This window comes from Campylobacter sp. (assembly GCF_052169515.1).
GTDB lineage: Bacteria > Campylobacterota > Campylobacteria > Campylobacterales > Campylobacteraceae > Campylobacter_A.
Genome location: NZ_JBQNCH010000005.1, coordinates 69,556 through 91,380, shown reverse-complemented (window position 1 = coordinate 91,380; position 21,825 = coordinate 69,556). Strand labels below are relative to the sequence as shown.

Below are 21,825 nucleotides of genomic sequence, written 5' to 3'. Positions count from 1 at the left end.
ACTTTGAGCGAAAAAAAAACTACAAAGAAGCGACCTGTAAAGAAAAAAGCAGGTCGCTCTCATAATAAAACTTTCATCGGTATAGGTGTCATAGCGGCTATTTTGATAATCGCGCTTGTTGCAGCTCTTAGCATTAAAAATAATAGCACAGAGCTAGTAAGCAAAACAAATGAGCCAAAGACTGAAAAGCAAATTTCTAAAAAAACTGAGCCAAAGGTTGTCAGCAAAGAGAAAAAACAAGAATACGAAAAGAGAAAATACCCTTTAAAATTTGATGAAGATGAAAATTTAAGTAAAATTTTTACCGATCCTAAACATAAAGGTGAACTTGTCCTAAAGCCGAAAATAGAGTCAAAAGAGCAAAAAAAGACGGCTGAAGTAAAAACTGAAATTAAAAACGAAGAGATAAAAAAAGAGCAAAACGATACTAAAAATTTACTTGCAAATTTACAAAAAAATACAGAACCTACTGTGATAGAAAATGAGCAAAAGATAGAACCATTTTACAAGACAAAAACGGGATTAAAAATAGAGCAAAATAAAAGCGCTGAAGGAAATTTAACTATAAAAGAAAATTTAAACAATAGTGAGAAATTAAAAACTGAACCAGCTAAAAAATTCCAAAGCGAGCCAGTTAAAAAAGTAGAAAAATCAAAAATAAATGAAAAGCAACAAAAGGATAGTGCAAAAAAAGATGACTTTGTAGCGGTGCCGTTTACGCCAAACAGTAGTACAAAAGAGCGTGCGAAGCTTGTCATCATAATAGACGATGTGGCGACATTTGAGCATGCAGGCATGATAAAATCTCTTGGCCTAAAGATAACGCCATCTATCTTTCCAGCCACCAAAACTCATCCGGATACACCTTCGATCGCTAGAACGTTTGAGTTTTACATGATACATCTTCCAATGCAAGCAAAACACTTTGATAGCCCAGAGATAGGTACTTTGACTACAAATGAAAGCTATGAAAGCATACTTACTAAGATAAAAAAGATACGCAAAGATTTTCCTCGCGCAAAATATACAAACAACCATACAGGATCTCGTTTTACCAGCGATTTTGATGCGATGGATAAGGCTTATAGGGCATTGATTGATCAAGATTTTATTTTTGTTGATAGTAAAACCATATCTCAAACTGCCGTGGCAAGGGCTGCAAAAAAACACAATCAACCTTATATCGCAAGAGATATATTTTTAGACGATAATCCATCGGCAGCAGCAGTCAGGCGTGAGCTTGTAGCTGCTGTAAATTTAGCTAAAAAAAGAGGCTATGCGATCGCCATCGGACATCCAAAGAAAAATACGATCTCAGTTATAAAAGAGAGCAAAAACAACATCTTAAAAGATGTTGATGTGGTCTATTTAAAAGATATTTTATGAGACTTGAATCTATTCCAGAACCACTAAAGAGGCTCAAAAATCCTCCAAAAGAGCTAAATTTTATCGGCGATACTTCGCTTTTAGAGCTACCAAAAGTCGCAGTTGTTGGCTTAAGAAAGGCTAGTACTTATACAAAAGAGTGCATTGAGGTACTTTGCAATGTATTAAAAAGTGCAAATATTTGCGTGGTTAGCGGTGGAGCTATCGGCGTTGATATCGCAGCTCATAAAGCTGCTATGCCCAAAACCATCGGTGTTTTTGCTAGCGGGCTTGACATAATCTATCCAAGTCAAAATAGAACGAGCATAGGTGAAATTTATGCCAAAGGATTAGCTCTTAGCGAATATGACGAAGGCGAGCCTCCACTTGCTTATAGATTTTTGGAGCGAAACCGTATAGTTGTTGGACTTTGTGAAGCCTTGGTTGTTGCTCAGGCTGATCTTAAGAGTGGTTCGATGCAAAGTGCGAGGCTTGCAAATGAGCTTAAAATACCTGTCTATGTGCTACCTCAGCGCATGGGCGAGAGCAGCGGAACAAATTTTTTACTTGCAAACAAAAAAGCTGAACTGATAGATGATTATTATAAATTCGCCTCACTTTTTGGCGAAGTAAAAGAGCAAAAGATAGATGATGATATCGTGAAATTTTGCAAAGATGGTGTAAGCCTTGATGATGCATTGGCAAAATTTGGTGACATTATCTATGAATATGAGCTTGATGGGCTTATTGAGATTTCAAATTTAAGAGTAAAAAGCGTACTATGAGAGAGAAATTTATGGCTATCGATGTTGGGCTAAAGCGAATAGGGCTTGCTTTTGGTTTTGGTGGTGTCGTCACTCCGCTTGAGCCGGTTCTTAGGAAAAATAGAAATCAAGCCGCAAGAGATGTAAGTAAAAAAGTAAATGAATATGCTCCAAATACGCTAGTGGTTGGCGTTCCGATTGGCGGCAGTAGCGAAGATGAGATGAGAAGACGCATCGAACATTTTGTTTCACTCCTTGAGATAGAGGCTATGATTGTCTATCAGGATGAGGCTTTTAGCAGCAGTGAAGCTAGTGAAATTTATACCGAAACAAGGCGAGATGGCAGACTTGATAGCATTTCGGCTACTATTATTTTAAAAAGATATCTTGGAATAAATTAAAAATTTTATATTTAAAACCGAAGAGATTTTATTGCTCAAGTGATTTTTTCAAGGCAAGTTGAAAATTATCAGTGCCAAAAGGCTGCTTTAATATTGCCACATTTGCCGGTAAATTATTGGCTAATTCATCATTTTGACAAATAGCCATAATGCGAAAATTTTTAAGTTTTTTAAACTCAAGTATCTCTTGTAGCTTTGTTTGATTTTTTAAAATTCCGCTATCGATAAAAATGGCAAATGGAGTAAAAATAGAGTCTTTGATATGTCTCATTAGATTGTTAAGATCATTTTTGCCGACAACTTTTAGACCCAAGAAATTTAATTGAGCACTAATCGCATCAAACACTGCATCATCATTGCAGGCTATTAAAACATTTGTATTTGTTTGATTTTTGATATTGATCTGTGTTTGCTTGGCTCTGTCGCTAGTTAGTGCAGCACTAAAAGATATGATAAATTCCCCGTCGTTATGTTTAAGCATGTGTGCGTTTGCTTTTTTAAGATATTCATTTATTTTGCTCACATAGTACTGGCTTGGCTTGATTACACAATGGTTTGATTTTATTTTGATTTCAAAATGCACAGATTTTGGGCTATAGTTTTTAAGAAGAAAAATAATAGAAATATCTGAGTGTTTAGTAGAATAAAGGAAAAATTTGCAAATATATTCAAGCGCTTTTATGAGATTTGCAGCATCAAATTGCAAAAATCTTGGGTAGCTTGGATCGTAGCTAAAGTTTATATAGTTTTTAGTATCCTGTGCATCTTGATACAAAGCACTAAGGAAAATTTCTATTCTATTTATGATATCGATAGGTTTATCTTTCATATCACAAGCATCCCATCGCCGTATGAGTAAAATCTATATCTTTGCTCAACCGCCGTTTTATAAATTCTCATCGTCTCTTCAAGCCCTATGAAGCTTGTGACTAGCATAATGAGAGTTGATTTTGGCAGGTGAAAATTTGTAAGAAGATAGTTTTGCCTGATAGGCTTATTGTTTAAATTTAAAAATAATTTGCAAAAGCCATTTGCTTGCTTGCTTCTTGCAAATTCTTCAACGCAGCGAGTAACCGTCGTACCAACGCCAAGGATAGGTCTATCTGAGTTTATGATATCGCGTGCTTGCTCGCTTAGCTCGTAAAACTCGGAGTGCATTTTATGATCATTTATATTTTGACACTCAACACCTTTAAAGGTCCCAGCGCCTACGTGAAGCGTGATATAGGCAACCTTGTGTTTTGCACTTATTTGCTCTAGCATCTGTTCGCTAAAGTGTAAGCTTGCAGTAGGGGCAGCTACCGCGCCGATGTTTTTGGCAAATATGCTCTGGTACCAGCTCTCATCATCCTTTGTATCGGCTCTTTTTATATACGGAGGAAGTGGAACGTGACCGATCTTTTCTAACTCGCTAAAAAGACGCGCCGTATTTAAAATAACGCCATTTTTGGTGAAATTTACTACCCTTGAGCCATCATCATTTAGCTCAAGGACATTGACTTTTATATTGTCGGCAAAATTTAAAACGCTACCGACACTGACTCTGCCTCTTATATAGACGCTAAATTTATTCTCAGCAACTGGCTGATTTAGCATCACTTCGCAGGCCCCGCCACTCTCCTTTTGTCCTAAAATGCGGGCTTTGATAACTTTTGTATTATTAAAAATAACAGCTGCATCATCTGGAATGAGATTAGCTAGATCTTTAAATTTATAATGTTTTATCTCTTTTGTTTTTTTGAAATAAACAAGCAACCTTGCCTCTTCTTTTGGTAAAACAGGCTCTTTTGCGATGAGCTCTTCAGGCAAAAAATAGTCGTAACTTGAAATATCGTTTATGTCACTCATCATCGTCACTGGTGTCATTTTGCTCTTTGTTATTTTCTTTTTCTTCTTCATCATCATCGCTTTTGCCGGCTCTTTTGGCAACAACTATTGAAATTCCATAGAGTCCGATGAGTGGTACTGCCATTAAAATTTGACTTATCACATCAGGAGGTGTTACTATGGCTGCAAAGATAAAGATGACGACCACTGCATATCTAAAGTACTCTTTTAACATCTTGTCGTCGACTAGACCGATCTTTGCTAGGAAAAATGTAATGACTGGAAGCTCAAATGAAATTCCAAAGCCGATCAGCAACTTTGTAAAAAAGCCCACGTACTCGCCAATGCTTGGTAGTGCCGTAAATAGCTGGCCACCAAAATTTACCAAAAATGTAAAGCCAAGCGGGATGACCACATAGTAGCAAAATGCCGCTCCACACGCAAACATAAATGAAGCTGAAACAACAAATGGAATCACATATTTTTTTTCATTATCATAAAGTCCAGGTGCGACAAATAGCCAAAATTGCCAAAATATTATAGGTAAAGCGACGATAAGACCAGCAAAAAATGCAACCTTCATCGCAGTGAAAAATGGCTCTTGGATTTGAGTAAAGATAATGTTTGAGCCAGCAGGAAGTACTTGTTTTAGTGGTTCGCTCATCCATGCAAGTATTGGGTTCCAAAAAGTAAAGCAGATGCCAAAGCAGATAAAAACACTCACTATACTTACAAAAAGTCTTTTTCTAAGCTCGATTAAATGGGGTCTTAACTCTTCAAACATTACGCCTCTTTTTTATCGTTTAAGATTGTATCTTTAACTAAATTTGTTGGATTTTTTATATTTTCTACCGTTTTTTTGGTGTCGTTTACGACATTTTGTATGTCATTTGTAATGTCGGTAGCGCTTTTTTTGATCTCGTCAAGCTCTTCAAATGTAAGTTTTTTACGCACGTTTTGTGTGCTTTTGGTTATGCTTTCTTTGTATTTTTGAGCATCTTCTTTAAGCTCAGCTATCTTCATCTCTTGATCAAAGGTTGATTTTGCATCATTTATACCTTTTTTAAACGTCTTTAGAAATTTCGCGATCTGGACCATTGCACTTGGTAGCTTGTCCGGTCCTAAAATTAGTACAGCAATGACGGCGATGACTAAGACTTCAGAAAAACTCATTCCAAACATTTTTGCCTCTATTAAATTTTATTTAAGCTTTGTATTTTATCTTGACTTTGCTCAAAATTTTATAAATTCACCCTTCGATAAAGAGTGCAATTTCGTCACTTAATAAGAAATTTGGATTATAAAATTTACCGTTTTTAAGATCAAGTTTTTTGTTTTCCACAAGCAAATTTGCTCTGCTTAGCTGTGATTTATTTAAGCGAGTAGCATCTACTCCGACTATGCTTCTAAGCCCCAAAAATATATGCTCTCTTGCTAGCTCACTCTCGTTTAAAATTTCCTTTTCTCTATATGTTGGTTTGGCGATGTAGGTGTCTATGTTATTTTTGGCGTAGTATCTAGTGCCATCCACAAAACCCACGCTAAAAGCCCCTACACCAAGGTAGTTTTTGCCTTGCCAGTAGCCAAGATTGTGCTTGCAAATTTGACCAAAATTTGAAATTTCATACTGGTTAAAGCCAGCAAGCCCAATTTGTTCTATCATAAATTTAGCCAGGCTATCACTATCCTTTTTATAGCTTTTTTTGCCAGCAAATGGGGTGTTTTCCTCAAGTGTGAGCGAGTATGCGCTAAGGTGGGTGATATTAAGATCTTTTAAATTTGCCACTTCAGCTAAAAGGCGTTTTTTAGTATCAAATTTGGTGTCGTAGATAAGGTCTAAATTTATGTTGTTAAAGCCGGCTTTTCCAGCATTTTCTACAGCTTTAAAAATTTGCTCCCTACTGTGAATGCGCCCAAGAAATTTAAGCTTATCTTCAAAAAAACTTTGGGCACCAAAGCTTATGCGATTTGCACCTAAATTTTTTACATGCTTTAGCCAAGCAAAGATTGCTGAGTTTGGATTTGCCTCGAGAGTGATCTCGGTTGTTGGTGTGCAAAGAGGCACTAAAATGCTAAAAATTTCATCATAAAATTTAGCATTTACAGCACTTGGTGTACCTCCACCAAAAAATACGCTTGAAATTTCTCTTACATTTTGGCTTTTTAGCTGAAAATTTAGATCAAGAACTAGCGCTTTAAAATAAGCACTAACTTTATTAAATTCATCATCGCTTGAGCCAAAAGCACAATAAGGACACTTGCTTTCGCAAAATGGCACATGGATATAAACTTGCAAATTTCTCTCTTTTAAATTTTGAGGATTATAAGAAATTTGGCATTTATAGTAGTTTAAAAGTAGCTTTTGGTCTTTAAGAGTTTGTTTGGTAAAAAGCCAAAATTTATCTTAAAAATTTTTGCAAAATGTGCTGCATTTGTGTAGCCTACGATATTTGCGGCTTCTTTTATACTGATATCATTTTGCTCTAAAAGAGTAAAAGCGAGCTTTAGACGCTCTTTTGCTAAGAGCTGGTAGATCGTATCTTTGAAAAATAGCTTAAAATTTTTCTTTAGCCAAAAGTCATTTGTGCCACAAAGATGGGCTAGCTCTTTGATGCTTGGAGGATTTTGCATACGACTTAACAAGATCATTTTAGCTTTTAAAAGAGTCTTTTCTTCATCTCTGCTAAGTGAAAATTCGCTCTCTTTTTGTATTTTACTTTTATAAATAAGCTCTAAAATTTTTGACTCGGTAAAAATTTCCCTCAGCGCGCCTTCATATAAATTTGTCGTCTCGAGTTCATTTAAAACGCAAATTTGAGCTAAATCTTTTTTGTATTTCAAAAGCTCAAATTTATCATCGAATTTAAGCCCGGCAAATATCTCAAGCTTATTTGCGTAACTTTCGTCAAAAAGTAGTGTTTTTGTCTTATAAAATTTATTTTGATACTCAAAGATACCTTTAAAATCGTCATTAACAAGCCCAATGCAAAATTCATCTTTGTTTAAAATATACTCTTTTCTATCAAGTTTAAAGCAAAGATCGTTTTTAGCCTCATTAAACATTACAAATAGGTATTTTTTAGACTTTTGACGATCTCTTTTTATCCTGCCATTACATAAAATTTCACTTTTTAGATAGCTAATACCGCTGCTTTGCTTGAAAAACTCTACGCTTATTTGTTTTTCCTTTTGAGATATCTTTCTCGTTCCATATTTTTTGTCTAAATTTATCATTTTATCCCTCAAGCGTTAAATTTAATCCCTTTAGCGTTACGTATGATATTGATAACGATTATTTAATTTTAGTAAAATGCGCATTAAATTTTTATAAGGAGTTTTTGTGAAAAGTGCATTAAAAATTTCTATTTGTGCGGCAATTTTTATAAATTTACCGCTTTTTGCAAATGAAGATAAAGTTCTACCAGAAGTTAAAGTAGTGAGTGCAACAGGATTTGAGCAAAATATCAAAGACGCACCAGCAACGCTTAGCGTTATAACCAAAGAGGCATTAGAAAAGAAAAATCACAAAGATATCGAGAGCATGACCAAGGATATTCCAAGTCTTTTTGGAGCAACTCTTGGGGCAGCAAATAGACGAGGAATTTCTATTCGAGGTCTTTCTCAAAGACATACAAAAATTTTAGTAAATGGCATGCCAGTACCAGGCGATAACGCCTATAAAGGGCTTAGAAGCGTTGGAGGCTCATATAGTTTCATTCCGCCAGCAAGTGCGATAAACCGTATCGAAGTGATACGTGGACCTATGAGCTCGCTTTATGGAAGTGACGCGTTAGGTGGAGTTATAAATATCATTACAGATGAGTTTAGTAATGAATTTGGTGCAAATCTTGGCTCAAGCTATAAATTTGCAAGAAATAAAAATATAAGTGGCGAGCTTTACAATAGCCTTTATTTGCACTCTGGGCTAATTGACGATGTTTTAAGTGTTTCTGTTTACGGTAAAAATTTAAATAAATCAGAAGATAAAATTTCTTATGCAAACAGAGAGCAAAAGGATAGAAATTTTGGTACAAAACTATTTTTTAAGCCAAATGAGAATAATGATCTTACACTTGAGCTTGCAAGAAGCGATCTGAAATTTAAAAGAACTAAAGGCAAAACTTTAGCCTCTGGCACAAATAATAGCTCAGTAGATCTTGAGCGAATAAAGGGTGATATGATAAATTTAAGCCACGAAGCAAGGCTTGATAATATCTTGCTTCAAAGCTATTTATCTTATGGCAAGATAAAAGAGACAGCTCAACAAAATTTGACGTTAAAGACTCTAAATTTTGATACAAAAGGCTCATATTTTACTGATAATAATGCCTTTACATTAGGACTAAACGCTAAAAAAGAAAAGCTTGACGAAAAGGCTACCACAGCAGATGCGGCAAATGTAAAAAGGTATGATGTTTCACTTTACGGCGAAGATGATTATCACCTTACAAAAGACTTTATCTTAAGTACTGGTATTCGCTATAACTACGATGAGAACTATGGATCGCACGTTTCACCAAGAATTTATGGCATCTATAGCTTAAACGACTTTTTTGCCCTTAAAGGCGGAGTTAGCACAGGTTATGCGACACCTGATATCAAGCAGCGAACACAAGATCTTGCATTGCCATTTGCTGGGGGACTTGGAGCACAGCTTGGTAGAAGTAGCCTTAAGCCAGAGACAAGCGTAAGTTATGAATTTGGTGGCGTTTATAATAATAATGAAGGTTTTGAAACGTCTTTAACTGGCTTTTACACAAGCTTTAAGGACATGTTGGGTACACAGCGTATCTGCACCCCAAGACCTGGCAATCCTTGCAAGCACAAAGGTAAAATTTACCGTCGCGGAATTTGGGAAAGTGTAAATATCGGCAAAGCTGAAATTTATGGAGTTGAGTTAACAAATGAATGGCAGGTAACAAATGCTCTTAGACTAAATCAAAGCTACGTCTATACAAAATCAAAACAAAAAGATGGATCAGAAGTTGGCAAAAGCTTAAACAACTATCCGCTTCATACATTTAAATTTGGAGCGAACTACGAGCTAAATAGATGGCTAAATTTCTGGTCACAGATAAATTATTATGGTAGAACCAAAGAATCGCTTAGTTATGATGATGACATGAGAGCTTATGTGATCGCAGATCTTGGCATAAACTACAATGTAACTAAAAATTTCAGCCTAAACTTAAGCGTTTATAATCTCTTTAACGAGTATTTTACGACAAGATCGGGCAGATATGATATTTTGATAGCCGATGGACAAAAGATCGAACTTGGCTTTAATCTAAAGTTTTAAAATGTTTAAAATTTGGCGTAAATTTCACTTAATTTTAGCTCTTATCTTTGCTTTGCCGCTTTTGATAATCTCAATTAGTGGAGCGATTATTTCGTATCACGATGAGATAATTGAGGCTTTTAGCAAAGATGAAATAGACATAACGACTAATAAAAGTGCTTTAAAAATAGATGAAATTTTAAAGGTCTTTAGCAAGACCATGCCAAATTTTAACCTTAGTTATATAAAGATAAAAGGCGAGGCAAATAGAGCTTATGTAGTAAGTGGCACAAGCGAGAGTGGCGAGTTTAAGTCATTCTTTGTAGATCCTTATACGGGCGAGATAGTCTCTGAAAATAGTGTAGAAAAATTTATAGGGCTAGCTTTAAATTTACATAAAAATCTAGGACTAGCTCTATTTAAAAATGAAAATTTATCTAAATTTGCAAGTGAGCTAGTTGCGATTTCGACGCTTGCGCTTCTTGTGATTTTAATAACCGGGGTGCTGATACATTTTTGGAGATTTAGAAGTAAATTTATTAGCGCCTTTAAGCTAAATCTAAAGGCGAAGAAATTTGCATTTTTATATTCGCTACATGGATTTTTAGGGCTTTATTTAGGAGCCATTTTGTTTATTATCTGTGTTAGCGGTCTATACTTTTCTTATGAGAGCTTTGCTAAGGCCATAAATCAAATTTATGGCGAGCAAAAGGTATTTAAAAAGCCAAATTTTACTAGCAAAAATGGTTTTAGCCTAAATGATGAGCAAAAGGTAGAAAATCTTCAAAAAGCTTATGAAATTTTTACTTTAAAATTTGGAAATGAGTTTGATGCTTTAAATTTTATTCTCAATAAAGATGGCGTAAAATTTATGATCTTTTACTTGCCAAAAGGTGCTAGTGAGAGTGATGGCGTTAGGCTTATAGTCGATACGGCAAGTGGAGAAATTTTAAAAAATACCATGCCAAAATCTTTTGAAATTTATAAATTTATGCTTGATCTGCACGCTGGATATATATTCAAAGAGGCTGGAAAATTTATCTTTTTTATAGCTTCTTGCGGAGTGGGCATGCTACTTTTTAGCGGTTGTGTGATTTACTACAAACGGCGTAAAAAGTAGTTTTTATTTATCTATCTCTTAACTCTTTTTAGTTATTATCTCAAATAAATTTCTTGGAAAAAACATGCAAAAAAAATATAGACCAAACGTGGCAGCTGTTGTTTTGTCTAGCTTGTATCCATTTAAATGTGAAATTTTAGTCGCAAAAAGAGTGGATATGGACGATATCTGGCAGTTTCCTCAAGGCGGAATAGACGAAGGCGAGAGCCCAAAGCAGGCATTAAAAAGGGAGCTTAAAGAAGAGATTGGAACTGATAAAATTGATATTTTAGAAGAGTATCCAGAGTGGCTAAGCTACGACTTTCCAGCAAATGCGGCAAAGAAATTTTACCCATTTGATGGGCAGACGCAAAAGTATTTTTTAGTTAGACTTAAAAATGGTGCCAGTGTAAATTTAAAGACAGAGCATCCCGAGTTTAGCGAGTATAAATTTGTAGATTTTGGTAGAAGTTTAGAGAATATAAATCACTTTAAAAAACCTATTTATGAAAAGGTTTTGAGTTATTTTAAAGAGAAAGGATATTTTTGATGTTAATCGTTCAAAAATTTGGCGGAACTAGCGTAGGAACACTTGAACGCATCGAAGCTGTGGCAAATAGAGTCATCGAGACTAAAAATAACGGTGCGGATGTAGTTGTGGTAGTTTCTGCGATGAGCGGAGTTACAAATCAATTGGTTGAATATAGTGAATATTTTTCAAAACACCCAGACGGCATCGCCACTGATATGCTTTTAAGCTCTGGAGAGCAAGTAACCACCGCGCTTTTGACGATTGCGATTAATGCAAAAGGCTGTGCTTGTGTGGGTATGACAGGTGCGATGGCGGGCATTATTACCGATGATGTACATACAAAAGCCAGAATAGAAAAGATAGATACACAAAGGCTAAAAGCTGAGCTAAAAGCTGGCAAGATCGTGGTAGTAGCCGGCTTTCAGGGCATAGATGAAAAAGGCGATATTACGACACTTGGTAGAGGCGGAAGCGACCTTAGTGCGGTTGCTTTAGCAGGAGCACTAAAAGCTGACCTGTGCGAAATTTTTACCGATGTTGATGGAGTTTATACAACTGATCCAAGGATAGAAAAAAAGGCAAAAAAACTAGAGCAAATAAGCTACGATGAGATGCTTGAACTCGCCTCTGCCGGAGCAAAAGTACTACAAAATCGCTCAGTCGAGCTGGCAAAAAAACTAGAAGTAAAATTAGTCACAAGAAGTAGTTTTAATCACAACGAAGGTACATTAATAGCAAAGGAAGATGACAATATGGAAGCAGTTTTAGTAAGCGGAATAGCACTAGATAAAAACCAAGCAAGAGTAACACTAAGAGGCGTAGTTGATAAGCCTGGCATTGCAGCAGAAATTTTTACAGCTCTTGCGCATGAAAATATAAACGTAGATATGATAATCCAAAATGTAGGACATGACGGCACTACAAATTTAGGCTTTACGGTACCACAAAATGAGCTTGAGGTGGCAAAAGAGACTATGCAAAAGCTCTCAGCTGCAAAACATATAGAATTTGATGACGCGATCGTGAAAGTTTCAGTTATAGGCGTAGGCATGAAGAGCCATAGCGGCGTAGCGTGTCTAGCATTTGAAACGCTTGCAAAAGAGGGTATAAATATCCAAATGATCTCAACAAGCGAGATAAAAATTTCAATGATCGTTGATCAAAAATATGGCGAGCTAGCAGTTCGCGTACTTCACGATGCGTATAAGTTAGATCAGTAATGCAAGACTTTATACAGTGGACGTTAAAGGCTATTAGAGACGAAGGTCCTTTGATGAGCTGGATGGAGGAAAGGCGTGTTGAATGGACGCCTTTGCTCGCATCTAGGCTTAAATTTTTGCTTGAGGGAAGGGCTTTTATAACTATAAGCGATGAAGAGAGAAGATGGTTTGAAACTTATCTTTTAAAAAAGATGAACCATTCAAAAAGCATCAGGCCATTTTTGCCATTTTTTAGCCTAAGATCGCTTTATCCATCGCTTGATGAGATAGAGACCAATGAGCAAAAGCAGCTACTAAAAGATATGCTAAGTCTTGCCTTTCCAAACGGATATTTGTTTTTTTATATTGGAAAGAGTCTTGATAAATATGCAAATTTAGCCAAAAGCGACGAGGATAGCTATATGTGGCTATTTGACGAGCAAGCACAAAATAGCTTTACGCTTAGCTCAAGCGATGAAAATTTAGATGTTAAATTAATAAGTCTTTGCAAAATTTTTGATAAAAGCATTGATGCGGCACTCTTTGCAAAGGTGATACTCTAAATGCTTAATAAAATCGTAGTTACAAGCGATTTTGAAAATTTAAAAGCCAAACTTGAAGATGAGTTTGGTATTAATAATTTAAGATTTTATATAAGTGATGATTTTTTGCTAGAAAATGCAAAGGAGGTCATCGCAGAAGCATACATTGCTGAAAAAGATGAAAAAATTTTAGTAATACATGCTAATTCTTTTAGGACAGAGGCTCAAAATGCACTTTTAAAGATCATCGAAGAGCCTCCGAGAAATATAAAATTTATAATAGTAACGCAGAGCAAAAATTTACTCTTACCAACGATTAGATCAAGAATGCTTATAGAAAATAATCTAACCAAAAAGCCAAAGATAACTCTTGATTTAAATTTAAAATCGCTTAGCCTAAAAGAGCTAACAAGTTTTGTCGATCAAAAGATAGTAGAGGAGCAAGCTCAGAAATTTGGCAAAAACGAGCTAAAAGAGCTTGTCGGCACTATCGTGACAAAGGCGGTTGATAGTGGCTATAAATTTAGCGGTGAGGAGATGGATTATTTTTTCTCACTCATCAAGCTTGCCGATCTAAACGCCAAGTCTCACGCCGTGCTAACGCCGTTACTGCTTACTATATTTCAAAAAGGACGACGTTGAAATTTTACAAGATAAATAACAAAAGCGATTTTGATGAAATTTGCAAGTCCGTCTCGCCAAGTCCGGCTGGCGCGAAGTTCATGCAAGAAAAGAGTGAGATAAATTTTATATTTATAGACGAGATAAAAACTCCAGCGGCAAATATATTAAAGCAAGATGCATTAAGTGTTGGGGCAGAGCTTGTGACACACAAAGATACGATTTTAGGGCGCGAAAGTCTAAACAAAGCCTTGCTAATGGCTACAGATGCACAGCTTAGGCAGCTAGCTAAAAAAGAGAAGTTGCAGGACTTTGGACTTAAAAATTTAGCAGTCTTTTTAGAGACAAAATTTATAAAGCCAACAAAGCCTCTTATAATGGGCGTTGCAAATATAAACACAGATAGCTTTAACGAACAAAGCCGCATAAATACTCAAAATGGTATCTCAAAAATAGAATACATGATAGAAACAGGTGCAGACTATATCGATCTTGGTGGCGTTAGCTCAAGGCCAGGGAGCGAGTACTGCGGTCGCGAAGAGGAATTTAGGCGCATAAAAGATATCGTGGAGGAAATTTACAAGCTAAATTTACATGAAAAGGCGAAATTTAGCCTTGATAGCTTTGATCCTTATTGTCTTGAATTTGCTCTAAATCACGGCTTTAAAATGATAAATGACATCACGGCAAACGCCTCACTTGCCACGCTTGCGGCGCGATATGACGCTGAGTTTTGTATGATGCACATGCAAGGCGATCCAGCTACTATGCAGATCGCACCAAAATATAATGATCTAATCGGTGAAATAGCGGACTTTTTTGAGCAAAAGATAGCCATTGCAAGGGAGCTTGGCGCTAAAAAGCTTGTGCTTGATGTGGGTATTGGCTTTGGCAAGACAGCTGAGCAAAATTTGCTGCTTATTAAACATTTGGAGCATTTTTTAAAATTTGACTACCCGCTATTAGTTGGTGCCAGCCGCAAATCAGTTATAAATCATTACAGTCCAAGCGAGGTTAAAGACCGCTTACCAGGCTCGCTTTACCTACACTTAAAGGCCTTCGAAAACGGCGCGCAGATCATTAGGACGCACGATGTGGCCGAGCACAAGCAGCTTTTTGATATGCACGAGGCGATGAAGCAAGTCACGCTTTGGTAGAGTTTATAGCTAAAAGCCGAGCGCGTGGTGATATAGAAATTTGGAGCAAATTTTGGTTGCTAAAGATCCGGCACAGATGAAGGCGCTTGGCAGGCATGTGAGAGGCTTTGATGTCAAGATATGGGACGAGATAAAATTTGGCGTCGTGCTAAATGCGAGCTATCTAAAATTTAGCCAAAATGCCAAGCTGCGAGAGTTTTTACTCTCGACAAAGGATAAAATTTTGGTTGAGGCGAGCCCTGTTGATAAAATTTGGGGCATAGGTATGAGCATTGAGGATCAAAATGCGCACAATCCTATGAAGTGGCGCGGGCAAAATTTACTTGGATTTGCGCTAATGAGGGCTAGGGACGAGATAGCCAATGTATATAAAAACGTCCATTTGTGCGATAAAAATGAGCTAAATTTGGATCATTTATAAAGTATGTTTAAGATAAAATGCGGTGTAAATTTGGAGCAAAAATGACAAAACAAGAGTACGAACGAGCGGTAGATACGCTAAATACATGGGCAAAGGCCTACTACGACGACGATGAGCCGCTTGCAAGCGACGAGGAGTATGACGCGCTCTATCACGCAGTGTTGGCCTTCGAGCAGGCAAATCCAAGCGAAATTTCTATATTTTCACCTACAAAACGCGTGGGTAGTGCCGTAAAAGAGGGCTTTAGTAAGGCTAATCACATCAAACGCATGTGGAGTATGGAAGATATCTTTGATCTTAGCGAGCTTGATGCGTGGCTAAAACGCGGCGAGAAAGAAAATTTAACTTTTGTAGCCGAGCCTAAATTTGACGGAGCGAGCCTAAATTTACTCTATGAAAATGGTCTTTTGATAAGAGCGATAACAAGAGGCGACGGCGTTACAGGAGAGGATGTGACGCTAAATGCAAGGACCATTAGCTCGGTGCCAAAGAGCATTAGCTACAAAGGACTTATCGAAATTCGAGGCGAAGTCGTCATAAGAAAAGAGGACTTTGAGCTGTTAAACGCAGAGCGCGCAAAATCTGGCGAGGCACCGCTTTCAAACCCTAGAAACGCAGCTGCAGGAAGTCTTAGGCAGCTTGATAGTGCAGTTACTGCCAAAAGAAAGCTACTTTTTGTGCCTTGGGGTGTGGGCGAGCAGAGCCTTGGGCTAAAAAATCACAGTGAAGTGATGAAATTTGTGCGCGATCTTGGCTTTGAAAGAGACGAGTTTTTTAAAATTTTAAAAAAAGATGAGCTTGAGGCTGCATATAACGAGCTCTTGGCAAATCGTGACTCAAAGAGCGTGATGATGGATGGTATGGTGATACGCGTAAATGACCTTGCACGCTGTGAGCAGCTAGGCTATACGGTTAAATTTCCAAAATTTATGGTGGCGTTTAAATTTCCAGCGATTGAAAAAGTCACAAGGCTAAGAGACGTGGCACTTCAGGTTGGCAGAAGCGGCGTTGTGACACCTGTTGGCGTGCTTGATGAGGTAAATATAGACGGCGCAAATGTAAAATCAGCCACCCTTCATAACTTTGATGAAATAGAGCGCCTTGGAGTGATGAAAAACGACTATATCGGCATCATCCGCTCAGGAGACGTGATACCAAAGATCACAAAGGTTTATAAAGATAGGCGAGATGGCAGCGAGCAAGCGATAGAGAGGCCAAAATTTTGCCCAGTTTGCGGTTCGCACCTGCTTGATGAAGGGGTGTTTTTAAAGTGCCAAAATTTAAGCTGCAGGGCAAGAGTAGTTGGCTCTATCATCCACTACGCATCGAAAAAATGCCTAAACATAGACGGCCTTGGCGAGGCGATCGTAAATTTGCTATTTGATAAGGGGCTAATTTCCTGCATAAAAGACATTTACGGCCTTAAATTTGATGATCTAATCGCGCTTGAGGGCTTTAAAGAGAAAAAGGTAAACAACCTTTTAAACGCTATCGAAGCTAGCAAGGGTGAGGAGCTATCGCGCTTTATCACTGGCCTTGGTTGCGAGCACATCGGCGAGGTAGCGGCTAAAAAGCTAGCAAGTAGCTTTGGCTTAGGCTGGCTTGATGCTAGCTTTGAGGAGTTAACCTCTCTTGAAGGCTTTGGCGTGGAGATGGCAAACAGCTTGATAGACTTTGCCGAGGTAAATAGGGACGAAATTTTAGCCCTAAGCCAGATCGTGCAGCCAAGCGTGACGCAGACGCAAAGCATTTCAAATGCGCTAAGTGGTAAAACGGTGGTAATAACTGGCACTCTAAGTCGCCCAAGAGATGAGATAAAGGCGGAGCTTGAGAGTTTTGGCGCAAAGGTTTCAGGCTCAGTTTCTAAAAAAACTGACTTCGTCTTAGCAGGCGATGAGGCTGGCAGCAAGCTTGATAAAGCAAATGAGCTAGGCGTGCAAGTGATCAACGAGAGCGAATATGAAAGGCTAAAACTTGAGGTTTGATAACTACGTCGCAAGCGTTTTAAACATCAGTAGAAACAAGGCCAGTGAGCTTATAAAGGCTGGCAAAGTGCTGCTTGATGGAGAAATTTGTACTAAAGTATCAAGCGAAGTTGGCGAGGCTGAAATTTTACTGCTTGATGAAATTTACGTTGGGCGAGGAGCGCTTAAGCTAAAAAGCTTTTTGAGAGCAATGAAATTTGACCTAACTGGCAAAAACGCACTTGATATAGGTAGCTCAACTGGCGGTTTTATGCAAATTTTACTTGAGCAAGGCGTAAAGAGTGTGACTGGTGTCGATGTGGGTACTGATCAGCTTGACGATAGTCTAAGGTGCGATGAGCGAGTAAGAATTTACGAAAAGACCGATATCAGAGAGTTTGCTAAGCAAGAGCAAGGTAAATTTGATCTAATAACCTGCGATGTTAGCTTTATCTCTTTAGCCGAAATTTTACCAGCCATAGGCGAGCTAGCAAGTGCAAATTCGCTCATTATTACACTCTTTAAGCCACAATTTGAGGTCGGACTTGGTGTAAAACGAAATAAAAAAGGTGTCGTCACTGATATGAAAGCTATAAATTTAGCAATGAAGAAGTTTGAAGTGATGGCTGCAAATTTAAAATTTGAGATGATAACTTGCAAAGAGTGCGAGGTAAAAGGGAAAGAGGGAAATGCCGAATTTTTCTACGCTTTTAACAAAAGATAATATTACTGCCGTTGCGATCGGGCATTTTGACGGCGTGCACAGAGGACACAAACAGCTTTTGAAGCAGCTAGGTGAGTTTGGCGGACTTGTCGTCATTGACAAAAACAAAGCCAACATCACGCCAAAGCTAAAGCGAGCCGAGTACTCGAGCTACCCATGTTTTTTGTATGATTTTGACGCTATAAAAGGGCTTAGTGGCGAGGAATTTATCGCGCTTTTAAAGCATGATTTTAAAAATTTAAAAAAGATCGTTGTTGGATTTGATTTTAGATTTGGCAGAAATAGAGCCTGGGACAAGTACGATCTGGAGAGAATTTTTGATGGAGAAGTGGTCGTTGTAGACGAGGTTTGCTACGATGGCATGGGTGTGCACAGCTCGGCGATAAGGGAATTTATCAAGCAAGGCAAGATCAAAGAGGCAAACAAACTGCTAGGCAGAGAGTACTCGATCGAGGGCAATGTGATAAAAGGACAGGGCATTGGCGCAAAAGAGCTTGTCGCCACACTAAATCTGGACATCAAAAGCTATCTTTTGCCTCGTGAGGGCGTCTATGCTACAAGAACTAGAATGGGTTCATATACCTACGGCTCGGTCACTTTTATCGGCATTAGAGTTAGCACGGACGGAAATTTTAGCGTTGAGACACACATTTTAGATGAGGTCGCACCAAAAGTGACAAAACACGTCGCAGTTTGCTTTGTAAAACGTATAAGAGATAATGAGAAATTTGCAAATTTAAGCGAGCTAAAAGAGCAAATAAAGTGCGATATAGCCGAGGCTAGAAAGAGTGTCGGTGTGTGTGATTTATACTGTGACGAGACGATAAAGTATTTTGATGGAAGTGGAGCCGGAATATGAGAGATGAGAAGATGAGAGATGAAATTTTTAAAGAGCCCATAAGCAAGCAGTTTGAGTTTGACGACTTTGTGGCGAGTGTTTTTGACGATATGATTTCGCGTTCGGTGCCATTTTATGACGTGAGCTCAAATTTAAATGCAAAGCTACTTGCTAAAATTTTGCCAAAAGATGCTAGTGTATGCGACCTTGGCTGCTCGACGGCAAATAGCTTGCTTTTGCTAAATAATCTACGAAACGACCTAGTGCTAAGTGGCGTGGATAACTCTGAGGCGATGCTGGCAAACGCTAAAAACAAGGCAAAGGCTTACGGTGCTAGTATAAATTTCATCCTAGCTGACATCACAGAGTGCGAGCTGGCAGGCTTTGACACGGTTTTGGCAAACTATACTTTGCAGTTTATCAGGCCGCCAAAAAGAGCAAATTTGGTGCAGAAAATTTATGATGGGCTAAATGAAAATGGAGTTTTTTTGTTTAGTGAAAAGATCATTTTTGATGATAAAAAGCTCACCAAAAGCGTCATAGAAATTTACGAAGACTACAAGCAAACACAAGGCTACTCACGCTACGAGATCGCTCAAAAAAGAGAGGCACTTGAAAATGTGCTGGTGCCATATACCGAGGAAGAAAATAGAAACTTGGCCCTAAATGCTGGCTTTAAACGAGTCGAGAGCACATTTAAATGGGGAAATTTCATGAGCTTTTTAGCGTTTAAGTAAAACACTCTTTTAAACTTATATCTACTATTTTTGTAAAAAGTGAGGCACGAGGCCCCACTAAATTTACTCATTTATCGCTGCGTTTCCGTGGTGGTGGAAGTCATCGTAGATGATCTTTGAAGTTTGGAATTTCTCGCGTTTTAGCTCGCGAACTCTTAAAAATTCCTCTTCGTCGATCTTCTTGATCTGAATTGCTGCCTTAAATGTCGGAGTCTTACTGATGAAGTCCCAGCCGCTGCTTGTTAGCTCGTTGCATGAGCTCTCCCAGTAGTGAAAAGTCATCTGTATGATACCATCAGGCACTATATCTGTAACCTCGGCTTTTACTACGATGTAGCCGCGTCTGCTCCACGCTTTGATGAAATCGCCTTGCTTTATACCGTATCTTGCGGCAAGCGACGGGCTCATCTCAGCGATAGGTCCGATGCTGTCGCCGCCTTCTTCGATCGCACGTGATCGCCTTGTCATGGTGCCAACGGTGTATTGATAGACCTTTCTAGTGGTTAGGAGCTGTATCGGATACTCAGCGTCGGTTTTCTCATCAACTGAGCCAGCCATGATAGGATACTCAGGCGACATATTCATTTTCTTAGCAAATTCAAGTTTTGCCATCTCGATCTCGTCGGCACTGCCCACAAATAGGCATGGCACAAAGCGACCTTTGCCATCAGGTGTGAAAAATTTCTTATCAAGATACAAGCTTTGACCGCCCATGCTATCTTCTGTTGGGCATGGCCAGTGAAGTCCGTGATATTTTTTGATGCGGTAGTAGCTCATACCACCATAGCGTCTTGGGTCGCATTTTCGAACTTCTTCCCAAATTTCTTCTGGTGAGTTGTAGTTAAAGCCCTCAGTTGCGCCTAAACGGCGTGCGATCTCACAAACGATCCACCAGTCTTGTCTAGCATCGCCTGGAGGTGTGATGACCGCTTCGTTGTGCTGTACGCGGCGCTCTGCGTTGGTATAAAGGCCCTCTTTTTCGCTGCTTGCAACACCTGGAAGTACGACGTCAGCTTTTAGTGCAGTCTCAGTCAAAAATAGGTCTTGAACCACGTAGAAATCAACATTTGCAATGCCTTTTAAGAAGTGATTTGTATTTGGCTCAGAGATAACTGGGTTTTCGCCTATAGTCCAAAAGAAATGCACTCTGCCATCAAGTATCGCATCAGGCACTTCGGTTTTGTGGATGCCTATCTTTGAGTTTAAAAATCCAGGCTCAAGGTGCCACATTTTCTCAAACCAAGCTCTTTGCTCTGGGTCGGTTACTGAGCCAAGATTTGGGAAGATGTTTGGTAGTACGCCCATGTCGCAGCAGCCTTGAACGTTCTCTTGGCCTCTAAGTGGCAAGTCGCCTGTGCCAAGCTCGCAGATGTTACCAGTGATCAAGAATAAATTTGATACGTCGCAAACTCCGCCAACGCCGTGGTTGAAGTGAGTTACACCCATGCCGTGAGTGATGACGGCTGGTTTTGTAGTGGCGTACATTCTTGCAGCTGCTCTTATCTCCTCTGGATTTAGCCTTGTGTATTTGGCTACAACCTCTGGGGCATAGTCTTTTACGGCTTCTTTGACGTACTCGATACCTATTGTGTGATCTCTTACAAATTCCTCATTTACAAGGCCTTCTTTGATAATAGTGTAAAGAAGTGCGTTAATAACAGGGATGTTGTGCTCGGGCTCTAGCTGCAAGTGGATGTCGGCTCTACTTGCAAACTCAGTCTTGATAGGGTCAATAACGATCAGTTTTGCGCCGCGGTTTAGTGCTCTTTGGATGTGCATAGCTGCTATTGGGTGGCCATTTTCTGGGTTTGAGCCTATCATTAATATACAGTTACTATAAACTCCGATCTCTGTAAAGCTATTTGTGGCAGCTCCGTTTCCGATTGTTTTAGCAAGTCCTGCTACTGTCGGAGCGTGTCAAATTCTAGCACAGTGGTCTACGTTGTTTGTGCCTATAACTGCGCGCATTAGCTTTTGTGCGACGTAGTTGTCCTCAAGCGTACAGCGTGCTGAGAAATTTCCTGCTAATGAGTCAGGGCCGTATTTCTGTTTGGCTTCTTTCATTTTTTCTACAACAAGGTCAAGTGCTTCGTCCCAGCTGGCTTCCTCAAAATCACCATCTTTTGAAAACACACCGTTTTTCTTTCTGATGAGTGGTTTTGTAAGTCTATCCGGGCTTGCTACATAGTCCCAGCCGTAAAAGCCTTTTAAGCATAAATTTCCTTGATTAATTGGATTGTCTTCAACGCCAGTTGCGGCACGAACGACGTTATTTTCCACATGCAAGGTAACCTGACAGCCCGTCCCACAATAAGGACAGATGACTTTGCCTTCTTTCATCATTTTCTCCTTTACT

The 21,825-nt window shown here is 38.6% G+C and carries 22 protein-coding genes; 15 read left to right on the top strand and 7 right to left on the bottom strand.

The window, feature by feature from the left end; genetic code table 11:
• Window positions 1-3: 3 nt before the first annotated feature.
• Genes ACTTKV_RS02795 through ruvX form a run of 3 tightly spaced genes read left to right on the top strand, consistent with a single transcriptional unit; the run spans window position 4 to window position 2,530 of the window.
• Window positions 4-1,386 (top strand): divergent polysaccharide deacetylase family protein, encoded by a 1,383-nt coding sequence (locus ACTTKV_RS02795; protein WP_442549135.1) that lies wholly within the window; start codon window positions 4-6, stop codon window positions 1,384-1,386.
• Complete coding sequence (locus ACTTKV_RS02790; RefSeq protein ID WP_442549134.1) at window positions 1,383-2,150, top strand: DNA-processing protein DprA; 768 nt, start codon at window positions 1,383-1,385, stop codon at window positions 2,148-2,150. The genes ACTTKV_RS02795 and ACTTKV_RS02790 overlap by 4 nt, the downstream gene beginning before the upstream one ends.
• Window positions 2,147-2,530, top strand: a complete 384-nt coding sequence (gene ruvX, locus ACTTKV_RS02785) for a Holliday junction resolvase RuvX (protein WP_442549133.1) — start codon at window positions 2,147-2,149, stop codon at window positions 2,528-2,530. Before ACTTKV_RS02790 ends, ruvX begins: the two co-directional genes overlap by 4 nt.
• Window positions 2,531-2,558: 28 nt before the next feature.
• On the opposite strand, the gene ACTTKV_RS02780 is transcribed toward ruvX, so the two are convergent.
• The 6 genes from ACTTKV_RS02780 to ACTTKV_RS02755 form a co-directional block, all read right to left on the bottom strand.
• Window positions 2,559-3,359: a hypothetical protein gene (locus ACTTKV_RS02780; protein ID WP_442549132.1), complete on the bottom strand. Its 801-nt coding sequence runs from the start codon at window positions 3,357-3,359 to the stop codon at window positions 2,559-2,561.
• Window positions 3,356-4,378 (bottom strand): tRNA preQ1(34) S-adenosylmethionine ribosyltransferase-isomerase QueA, encoded by a 1,023-nt coding sequence (gene queA, locus ACTTKV_RS02775; protein ID WP_442549145.1) that lies wholly within the window; start codon window positions 4,376-4,378, stop codon window positions 3,356-3,358. Before queA ends, ACTTKV_RS02780 begins: the two co-directional genes overlap by 4 nt.
• Complete coding sequence (gene tatC / locus ACTTKV_RS02770; RefSeq protein ID WP_442549131.1) at window positions 4,371-5,141, bottom strand: twin-arginine translocase subunit TatC; 771 nt, start codon at window positions 5,139-5,141, stop codon at window positions 4,371-4,373. The genes queA and tatC overlap by 8 nt, the downstream gene beginning before the upstream one ends.
• The gene (gene tatB / locus ACTTKV_RS02765; protein WP_442549130.1) at window positions 5,141-5,539 is read right to left on the bottom strand and encodes a Sec-independent protein translocase protein TatB; all 399 of its coding nucleotides are present in this window, start codon (window positions 5,537-5,539) and stop codon (window positions 5,141-5,143) included. Before tatB ends, tatC begins: the two co-directional genes overlap by 1 nt.
• Window positions 5,540-5,606: 67 nt before the next feature.
• Window positions 5,607-6,653: a radical SAM family heme chaperone HemW gene (gene hemW, locus ACTTKV_RS02760; protein ID WP_442549129.1), complete on the bottom strand. Its 1,047-nt coding sequence runs from the start codon at window positions 6,651-6,653 to the stop codon at window positions 5,607-5,609.
• A 53-nt stretch (window positions 6,654-6,706) separates the two neighbouring features.
• The gene (locus tag ACTTKV_RS02755; protein WP_442549128.1) at window positions 6,707-7,591 is read right to left on the bottom strand and encodes a helix-turn-helix domain-containing protein; all 885 of its coding nucleotides are present in this window, start codon (window positions 7,589-7,591) and stop codon (window positions 6,707-6,709) included.
• 106 nt (window positions 7,592-7,697) lie between these two features.
• On the opposite strand from ACTTKV_RS02755, the gene ACTTKV_RS02750 reads away from it, so the two are divergent.
• The 12 genes from ACTTKV_RS02750 to cmoA all read left to right on the top strand — a co-directional run bounded on the left by ACTTKV_RS02750 (window position 7,698) and on the right by cmoA (window position 19,469).
• Window positions 7,698-9,656, top strand: a complete 1,959-nt coding sequence (locus ACTTKV_RS02750) for a TonB-dependent receptor domain-containing protein (protein WP_442549127.1) — start codon at window positions 7,698-7,700, stop codon at window positions 9,654-9,656.
• Window position 9,657: 1 nt separating this feature from the next.
• A complete protein-coding gene (locus tag ACTTKV_RS02745; RefSeq protein WP_442549126.1) occupies window positions 9,658-10,755 on the top strand; it encodes a PepSY-associated TM helix domain-containing protein in 1,098 nt (365 codons plus the stop codon).
• A 64-nt stretch (window positions 10,756-10,819) separates the two neighbouring features.
• Window positions 10,820-11,284, top strand: a complete 465-nt coding sequence (locus tag ACTTKV_RS02740) for an RNA pyrophosphohydrolase (protein ID WP_442549125.1) — start codon at window positions 10,820-10,822, stop codon at window positions 11,282-11,284.
• Entirely contained in the window at window positions 11,284-12,486 is a 1,203-nt protein-coding gene (locus ACTTKV_RS02735; protein ID WP_442549124.1) for an aspartate kinase, read from the top strand. The genes ACTTKV_RS02740 and ACTTKV_RS02735 overlap by 1 nt, the downstream gene beginning before the upstream one ends.
• Window positions 12,486-13,028: a HobA family DNA replication regulator gene (locus ACTTKV_RS02730; RefSeq protein ID WP_103603962.1), complete on the top strand. Its 543-nt coding sequence runs from the start codon at window positions 12,486-12,488 to the stop codon at window positions 13,026-13,028. Before ACTTKV_RS02735 ends, ACTTKV_RS02730 begins: the two co-directional genes overlap by 1 nt.
• Entirely contained in the window at window positions 13,029-13,649 is a 621-nt protein-coding gene (locus ACTTKV_RS02725) for a DNA polymerase III subunit delta' (protein ID WP_442549123.1), read from the top strand.
• On the top strand, window positions 13,646-14,785 hold the full coding sequence (folP, locus tag ACTTKV_RS02720) for a dihydropteroate synthase (protein WP_442549122.1): 1,140 nt from the start codon (window positions 13,646-13,648) through the stop codon (window positions 14,783-14,785). Before ACTTKV_RS02725 ends, folP begins: the two co-directional genes overlap by 4 nt.
• Before the next feature lie 40 nt (window positions 14,786-14,825).
• Complete coding sequence (locus tag ACTTKV_RS02715; RefSeq protein WP_442549121.1) at window positions 14,826-15,206, top strand: NADAR family protein; 381 nt, start codon at window positions 14,826-14,828, stop codon at window positions 15,204-15,206.
• 41 nt (window positions 15,207-15,247) lie between these two features.
• A complete protein-coding gene (gene ligA, locus ACTTKV_RS02710) occupies window positions 15,248-17,191 on the top strand; it encodes an NAD-dependent DNA ligase LigA (protein ID WP_442549120.1) in 1,944 nt (647 codons plus the stop codon).
• Entirely contained in the window at window positions 17,181-17,894 is a 714-nt protein-coding gene (gene tlyA, locus ACTTKV_RS02705) for a 23S rRNA (cytidine-2'-O)-methyltransferase TlyA (RefSeq protein WP_442549119.1), read from the top strand. The genes ligA and tlyA overlap by 11 nt, the downstream gene beginning before the upstream one ends.
• Window positions 17,860-18,753: a bifunctional riboflavin kinase/FAD synthetase gene (locus tag ACTTKV_RS02700; protein ID WP_442549118.1), complete on the top strand. Its 894-nt coding sequence runs from the start codon at window positions 17,860-17,862 to the stop codon at window positions 18,751-18,753. The genes tlyA and ACTTKV_RS02700 overlap by 35 nt, the downstream gene beginning before the upstream one ends.
• Window positions 18,754-18,764: 11 nt before the next feature.
• Window positions 18,765-19,469 (top strand): carboxy-S-adenosyl-L-methionine synthase CmoA, encoded by a 705-nt coding sequence (gene cmoA, locus ACTTKV_RS02695; RefSeq protein ID WP_442549144.1) that lies wholly within the window; start codon window positions 18,765-18,767, stop codon window positions 19,467-19,469.
• Between the two features lie 63 nt (window positions 19,470-19,532).
• Here cmoA and ACTTKV_RS02690 read toward each other — a convergent pair whose 3' ends face one another.
• A complete protein-coding gene (locus ACTTKV_RS02690; RefSeq protein WP_442549117.1) occupies window positions 19,533-21,812 on the bottom strand; it encodes a molybdopterin oxidoreductase family protein in 2,280 nt (759 codons plus the stop codon).
• Window positions 21,813-21,825 lie beyond the last annotated feature (13 nt).

Coding starts and splice junctions, on each gene's coding strand:
- ACTTKV_RS02790 (WP_442549134.1), top strand. CDS start 1,383: ATGAGACTTGAATCTATTCCAGAACCACTAAAGAGGCTCAAAAATCCT.
- ruvX (WP_442549133.1), top strand. CDS start 2,147: ATGAGAGAGAAATTTATGGCTATCGATGTTGGGCTAAAGCGAATAGGG.
- ACTTKV_RS02780 (WP_442549132.1), bottom strand. CDS start 3,359: ATGAAAGATAAACCTATCGATATCATAAATAGAATAGAAATTTTCCTT.
- queA (WP_442549145.1), bottom strand. CDS start 4,378: ATGAGTGACATAAACGATATTTCAAGTTACGACTATTTTTTGCCTGAA.
- tatC (WP_442549131.1), bottom strand. CDS start 5,141: ATGTTTGAAGAGTTAAGACCCCATTTAATCGAGCTTAGAAAAAGACTT.
- tatB (WP_442549130.1), bottom strand. CDS start 5,539: ATGTTTGGAATGAGTTTTTCTGAAGTCTTAGTCATCGCCGTCATTGCT.
- ACTTKV_RS02755 (WP_442549128.1), bottom strand. CDS start 7,591: ATGATAAATTTAGACAAAAAATATGGAACGAGAAAGATATCTCAAAAG.
- ACTTKV_RS02745 (WP_442549126.1), top strand. CDS start 9,658: ATGTTTAAAATTTGGCGTAAATTTCACTTAATTTTAGCTCTTATCTTT.
- ACTTKV_RS02740 (WP_442549125.1), top strand. CDS start 10,820: ATGCAAAAAAAATATAGACCAAACGTGGCAGCTGTTGTTTTGTCTAGC.
- ACTTKV_RS02735 (WP_442549124.1), top strand. CDS start 11,284: ATGTTAATCGTTCAAAAATTTGGCGGAACTAGCGTAGGAACACTTGAA.
- ACTTKV_RS02730 (WP_103603962.1), top strand. CDS start 12,486: ATGCAAGACTTTATACAGTGGACGTTAAAGGCTATTAGAGACGAAGGT.
- ACTTKV_RS02725 (WP_442549123.1), top strand. CDS start 13,029: ATGCTTAATAAAATCGTAGTTACAAGCGATTTTGAAAATTTAAAAGCC.
- ligA (WP_442549120.1), top strand. CDS start 15,248: ATGACAAAACAAGAGTACGAACGAGCGGTAGATACGCTAAATACATGG.
- ACTTKV_RS02700 (WP_442549118.1), top strand. CDS start 17,860: ATGCCGAATTTTTCTACGCTTTTAACAAAAGATAATATTACTGCCGTT.
- cmoA (WP_442549144.1), top strand. CDS start 18,765: ATGAGAGATGAAATTTTTAAAGAGCCCATAAGCAAGCAGTTTGAGTTT.